This window comes from Aeromonas sp. HMWF017 (genome assembly GCF_003061465.1).
Classification (GTDB): domain Bacteria; phylum Pseudomonadota; class Gammaproteobacteria; order Enterobacterales; family Aeromonadaceae; genus Aeromonas; species Aeromonas veronii.
In genome coordinates this window covers 1-5,240 of sequence record NZ_QAJD01000091.1, presented here as the reverse complement: position 1 = coordinate 5,240, position 5,240 = coordinate 1, and the positions used below count along the sequence as shown (strand labels likewise).

Annotated in this window: 5 protein-coding genes; all 5 read left to right on the top strand. The window is 62.7% G+C overall.

Annotated features, from left to right (window positions below; translation table 11 throughout):
- Positions 1–806 (top strand): ABC transporter permease (locus DBR30_RS08605; protein ID WP_258224364.1); only part of this gene is annotated, 806 nt, incomplete at its 5' end.
- A gap of 1 nt (position 807) precedes the next feature.
- Positions 808–1,728, top strand: coding sequence for an ABC transporter permease (locus DBR30_RS08600; protein WP_005362141.1), 921 nt, complete (start codon positions 808–810; stop codon positions 1,726–1,728).
- Positions 1,725–2,744: an ABC transporter ATP-binding protein gene (locus DBR30_RS08595; protein WP_108541864.1), complete on the top strand. Its 1,020-nt coding sequence runs from the start codon at positions 1,725–1,727 to the stop codon at positions 2,742–2,744. The genes DBR30_RS08600 and DBR30_RS08595 overlap by 4 nt, the downstream gene beginning before the upstream one ends.
- Before the next feature lie 11 nt (positions 2,745–2,755).
- Positions 2,756–3,748 (top strand): ABC transporter ATP-binding protein, encoded by a 993-nt coding sequence (locus DBR30_RS08590; protein WP_005347717.1) that lies wholly within the window; start codon positions 2,756–2,758, stop codon positions 3,746–3,748.
- A 114-nt stretch (positions 3,749–3,862) separates the two neighbouring features.
- On the top strand, positions 3,863–5,240 hold a 1,378-nt coding region (locus DBR30_RS08585; RefSeq protein ID WP_108588299.1), incomplete at its 3' end, for a glycoside hydrolase family 9 protein.

The window sequence follows — 5,240 nt, the reverse complement described above, 5'->3', positions numbered from 1 at the left end:
TCGACGGCCCCATCGGCACCCAGTTTCTCACCTATGTGAAGAGTGTCTTCACCTGGGATCTCGGCACCTCGGTGCGTTTCTACCCGCAGCAGGTCTCTGACGTGCTGGGCCGTGCCATCGGCTGGACCCTGTTTCTGGTCGGCACCTCCACCATCCTGAGCTTCTCCATCGGTTCCATCGTCGGCATCTTCGCCGCCTGGTATCGCGGCGGCCGGATGGACAGCATTCTCTCCCCGCTCACTCTGGTGATGCAGGCCATTCCGCCGGTGGTGGTCTCCCTGCTCGCCCTGTTCCTGTTCGGGGTCAGCCTGGAGTGGCTGCCCATCGGCTACGCCTACAGCCCGGAGATCAAGGCTGACTGGGGCTGGGAACACATCAAGAGCATCATGACCCACGCCATCATGCCGGTGCTGACCCTGGCCGTGGTGCAGGTGGGGGGCTTTCTCATCACCATGCGCAACAACATGATCAACCTGCTGGGCGAGGATTACATCACCATGGCCAAGGCCAAGGGGCTCTCCAGCAACCGGGTGATCTTCAACTACGGCGCCCGCAACGCCATTCTGCCCAGCGTCACCGCCCTATCCATGGCGCTCGGCTTCGTTATCGGTGGCTCCCTCATCACCGAGGTGATCTTCAACTATCCCGGCCTGGGCCTGACCCTCTATCAGGGCATTCTGGCCCGCGACTACCCACTCATTCAGGGGCAGCTGCTCATCATGACCATCACCATGCTCAGCTTCAACTTCCTGGCCGACGTGCTCTACGTCTTCCTGGATCCCCGTCTGCGTACAGGAGGCAAATAAAATGCGTATGCCGACCATTCTAAAGATCCTGCTGGGCAACAAGAAGGCTGCCTGTGGCCTCGCCATCGTGGTTGCCTTCGTACTGATGGCCATCTTTGCCCCCATTCTGGCCAGCAACGAGCCGACCAAACGGGTGGCTCGTCCCCACCAGCCGCCCAGTGCCGAGTTCGTGATGGGATCCACCCGCATGGGCCACGATATCTGGGCCCAGTTCACCAACGGCGCCCGTATCTCACTGATGGTGGGCTTCAGCGCTGGCCTGCTGGTCTGCACCCTGGCCGTCGCCATCGGCATCACTGCCGGTTACTTCGGGGGTCTGGTGGATGAATGCCTCACCTTCCTGATGAACGTGGTGCTGGTGATCCCCAACCTCCCCTTGCTACTGGTGCTGGCGAGCTTTATCGGGGAGGCGTCACCGGCGGTAATTGCCGTGATAATAGGGTTGACCTCGTGGGCCTATGGCGCGCGGGTCATCCGGGCCCAGACCCTGGCCCTGCGCGAGAAGGAGTTCGTCATCGCAGCAGAAGTGCTGGGCGAGCCGGCCTGGCGCATCATTCTGGTGGAGATCCTGCCCAACCTCATCTCCATCATCGGGGTGAGCTTCATCGGCTCCATCATCTACGCCATCGTCACCGAAGCGACCCTGGAGTTCCTGGGGCTTGGCGACCCGACCGTGGTGAGCTGGGGCATCATGCTCTACAACGCCCAGACCTCCAGTGCCATTCTGGTCGGCGCCTGGTGGGAGATCCTGGCCCCCTGCTTCGCCATCGCCACCCTGGGTGCCGGTCTGGCTCTGCTCAACTTCGCCATCGACGAGATTGCCAACCCGCAGCTGCGCTCCCACAAAGGGTTGAGCCGCTGGAAGAAACTTGCCACCCCGGTCGCAACACCACTCTCTGCCGCACAGGAGAAGACAGCATGAACAAGCATCCCCTGCTGTCAGTACGCAATCTTTGCGTCGACTACATCACCGAAAATGGCGACGTGCGCGCCGTCAACTCGGTGAGCTTCGATATCAGACAGGGCGAGATCTTCGGTCTCGCCGGTGAGTCGGGCTGCGGCAAATCCACCGTCGCCTTCTCGGTGGCCCGGCTGCACAAGCCGCCCGCCTATATCAGCGGTGGCAAGATCCTGTTCAAGGGGGAGAATATCCTCCACTACAACGACGAGCGGCTACGCTCCTATCGCTGGCAACAGGTGTCGGTGGTGTTCCAGTCCGCCATGAACGCCCTGAACCCAGTGCTGCGGATGGAGGAGCAGTTCTGCGACGTGCTGCTGGCCCACAATCCCGGCATGACCCGTTACGAGGCGATCAAGCGCGCCCAGGAGCTGCTCACCATCGTCGATATCCACCCGAGCCGGCTCAAGGATTACCCGCACCAGTTCTCCGGCGGCATGCGCCAGCGGCTGGTGATTGCCATCGCCATGGCGCTCAACCCCGAGCTGCTCATCATGGATGAGCCAACCACGGCGCTCGATGTGGTGGTACAGCGGGAGATCCTGCAGAAGGTCTATGCCCTGAAAGAGAAGTTCAACTTCTCCATTCTGTTCATCACCCACGACCTCTCCCTGATGGTGGAGTTCTGCGATCGCATCGGCATCATGTATGCCGGTGAACTGGTGGAGGTCGCTCCCTCCAAGGCGATCCTGACCTCGCCGCTGCACCCCTATACCAGAGGGCTTGGCAACTCCTTCCCGCCCCTGCACGGGCCGAAGAAGGTGCTGGAAGGGATCCCGGGCACCCCGCTCAACCTGCTTGAGGTGCCTGTCGGCTGCCGCTTTCAGGCCCGCTGCGGCAAGGTGCACGATCGCTGCCGTCAGGAGTACACCAGATTGGCCGAGATCCGCCCCGGGCAACAGACCGCCTGCCACCTCTATGAGGAGCAGGGGCTGCAACAAGATTCCGTGATCTATCTGGACAAGGCCGCTGGCTGTTAAGGATGTCTGTCATGCAAATCGCCAAAACCGATGCACCCATCATCGAAGTCCAGCATCTCTACAAGGACTTCCCCATCAACTCCAATGCCATCAAGAGTGGCAAGATGCGGGCCCTCTCCGACATCACCTTCAACCTGCACCGGGGCCGCGCCCTGGCGGTGGTCGGGGAGTCGGGCTCCGGCAAGAGCACCATCGCCAAGATCATCGCCAAGATGTACAAGCTCAGTGCCGGGCGAATTCTCTATCGCGGCCACGATCTGGAGGAGTTCAACAAGGGCACCGCCCTGCTGGACTATCGCCAGAGCGTGCAGATGGTGTGGCAAGACCCGTTCGGTTCGCTCAACCCGACCCATACCATCTATCACCACATCGCCCGTCCCCTGCTGCTGCACAGCAAGGTGATCGACAAGAAAGAGCTGCCCGACATGGTCTACGGCCTGCTGGAAAAGGTCGGCCTGACCCCCGCCAAAGCAACGGCGGCCAAGTATCCGCACCAGCTCTCCGGCGGCCAGCGTCAGCGGGTCAACATCGCCCGCAATCTGGCGGTGGAGGCGGAAGTGGTGCTGGCGGACGAGCCGACTTCCATGCTCGACGTCTCCATTCGCATCGGCATCCTCAACCTGATGGAGCAGATGAAGAACGAGCTCGGCGTCTCCATGCTCTACATCACCCACGACATCGCCACCGCTCGCTATGTAGCGGAAGATCTGGCTGTCATGTATGTGGGGCACATGGTGGAGTGGGGCGAGGTGGACGAGATCCTGCACCACCCGCAGCACCCCTACACCCAGCTGCTCATCTCGGCGGTGCCCGATCCGGAGAAGAGCATCCACGCCGAGCTGGAAGGGGGCCGCAAGGGGGAGATCCCGCTCTGGACGCCGGAATCCTGCGGTTGCCCCTTTGCCGGGCGCTGCAATCAGGCGATGCCCCGCTGCAAGGAGGCGCTGCCCCCCATCACCAAGCTTGCCGACAACCACTTCGTGCGCTGCTACCTCTACGAGTGAGGGTGAGCCTTAGACCGGCCGGACAGCACAGTCCGGCCATGCCTCGATACGGGGCGGCCACAGCCCCGTGATGTGCCTCACCGCCCGGCGGTGAACCACAGGAGTAATACCTTGATGGAACTCTTGATCAATCAGGTGGGCTACGAGTGCGACGGACACAAGGTCGCCCTGTTGCAAACCTCCCCCGCTCCTGATCTCGGCGGCTATGTCAGGCTGCAACGCCTTGATGATGGCCAGATCCTGTTTGAAACCCCGCTGCAACCGGCTGGCAGCGTCCCTGGCTGGCAAGGCCGCGCTTACTGGCGTGCCGACTTCTCCGCCTTCAAGGAGCCCGGCCACTATCGGCTGGAGGCGATCACTGCCCAAGGCATTGTCCGTTCGACCCGTTTTGCCATCGGCCAGGATCTGCTAGCCAGCCACTGCCTCTCCGATGTCATCCACTACTTCAAGGGGCAGCGCGCCAGCGGCACCTTTGATCGGGCCGACCGCAACGCCCGCCTGTTTGGCACCGACCAGCACAAAGATGTGCACGGCGGTTGGTTCGATGCCAGTGGCGACATGAGCAAGTACCTGAGCCACCTCTCCTACGCCAACTACCTCAACCCCCAGCAGACCCCCATGGTGGTGTGGGCTCTGCTCAAGTGCCGGGAACTGCTGGCCCCGCGCCGCGATATCGACGGAGTGAACCTCTGCAAACGGCTCAATGACGAGGCGCTGCACGGCGCCGATTTCCTCTGCCGGATGCAGGATGAATCGGGCTTCTTCTTCATGACCCTGTTCGACAAGTGGAGCAAGGATCCCGCCCAGCGCGAGCTGTGCGCCTATGCCACCCAACAGGGGCTCAAGTCCGCCAACTGGCAGGCCGGTTTCCGCCAGGGGGGCGGCATGGCCATTGCCGCACTGGCCCGCGCTGCCCGCGAGCACATCGGCGGTGACTTCGATACCAACCATTACGCCGAGGCGGCCAAACGCGGCTACCTGCATCTGCGTGAGCACAACCTTGCCTATCTGGACGACGGGGCCGAAAACATCATCGACGACTACTGCGCCCTGCTGGCGGCGGTGGAGCTGACCCGCACCTTCGGCTCCGAATGGCTGGCCGAGGCGAGAGCCCGCGCCAGCAAGCTCTGCGCCCGTCAGCGCCCTCATTCTGAGCTGGGTCACTACTGGTCGGCCAACGAGGATGGCTCGCGCCCCTACTACCACGCCGCAGAAGCGGGGCTGCCGGTGCTGGCACTGCTGGAATATCTGGGCGTAGAGCCGGATCAGGAGCACAAGGCCCGGGCACAGACCGTGGTGGAACAGGCACTGGCCGCCGAGCTGGCGCTCTGCGCACGGGCGGGCAACCCCTTCTCCCTCGCCCGCCAATATGTGAAAGGGGTGGATGAAGCGCCGCGCGTCAGCTTCTTTATGCCCCACCACAACGAATCCGGTTACTGGTGGCAGGGGGAGAACGCCCGCCTCGCCTCGCTGGCGGCCATGGCCTTTGCTG

Excerpts from the sequence above, each read along its gene's own strand:
- DBR30_RS08600 (WP_005362141.1), top strand. The coding sequence starts at position 808 with ATGCGTATGCCGACCATTCTAAAGATCCTGCTGGGCAACAAGAAGGCT.
- DBR30_RS08595 (WP_108541864.1), top strand. The coding sequence starts at position 1,725 with ATGAACAAGCATCCCCTGCTGTCAGTACGCAATCTTTGCGTCGACTAC.
- DBR30_RS08590 (WP_005347717.1), top strand. The coding sequence starts at position 2,756 with ATGCAAATCGCCAAAACCGATGCACCCATCATCGAAGTCCAGCATCTC.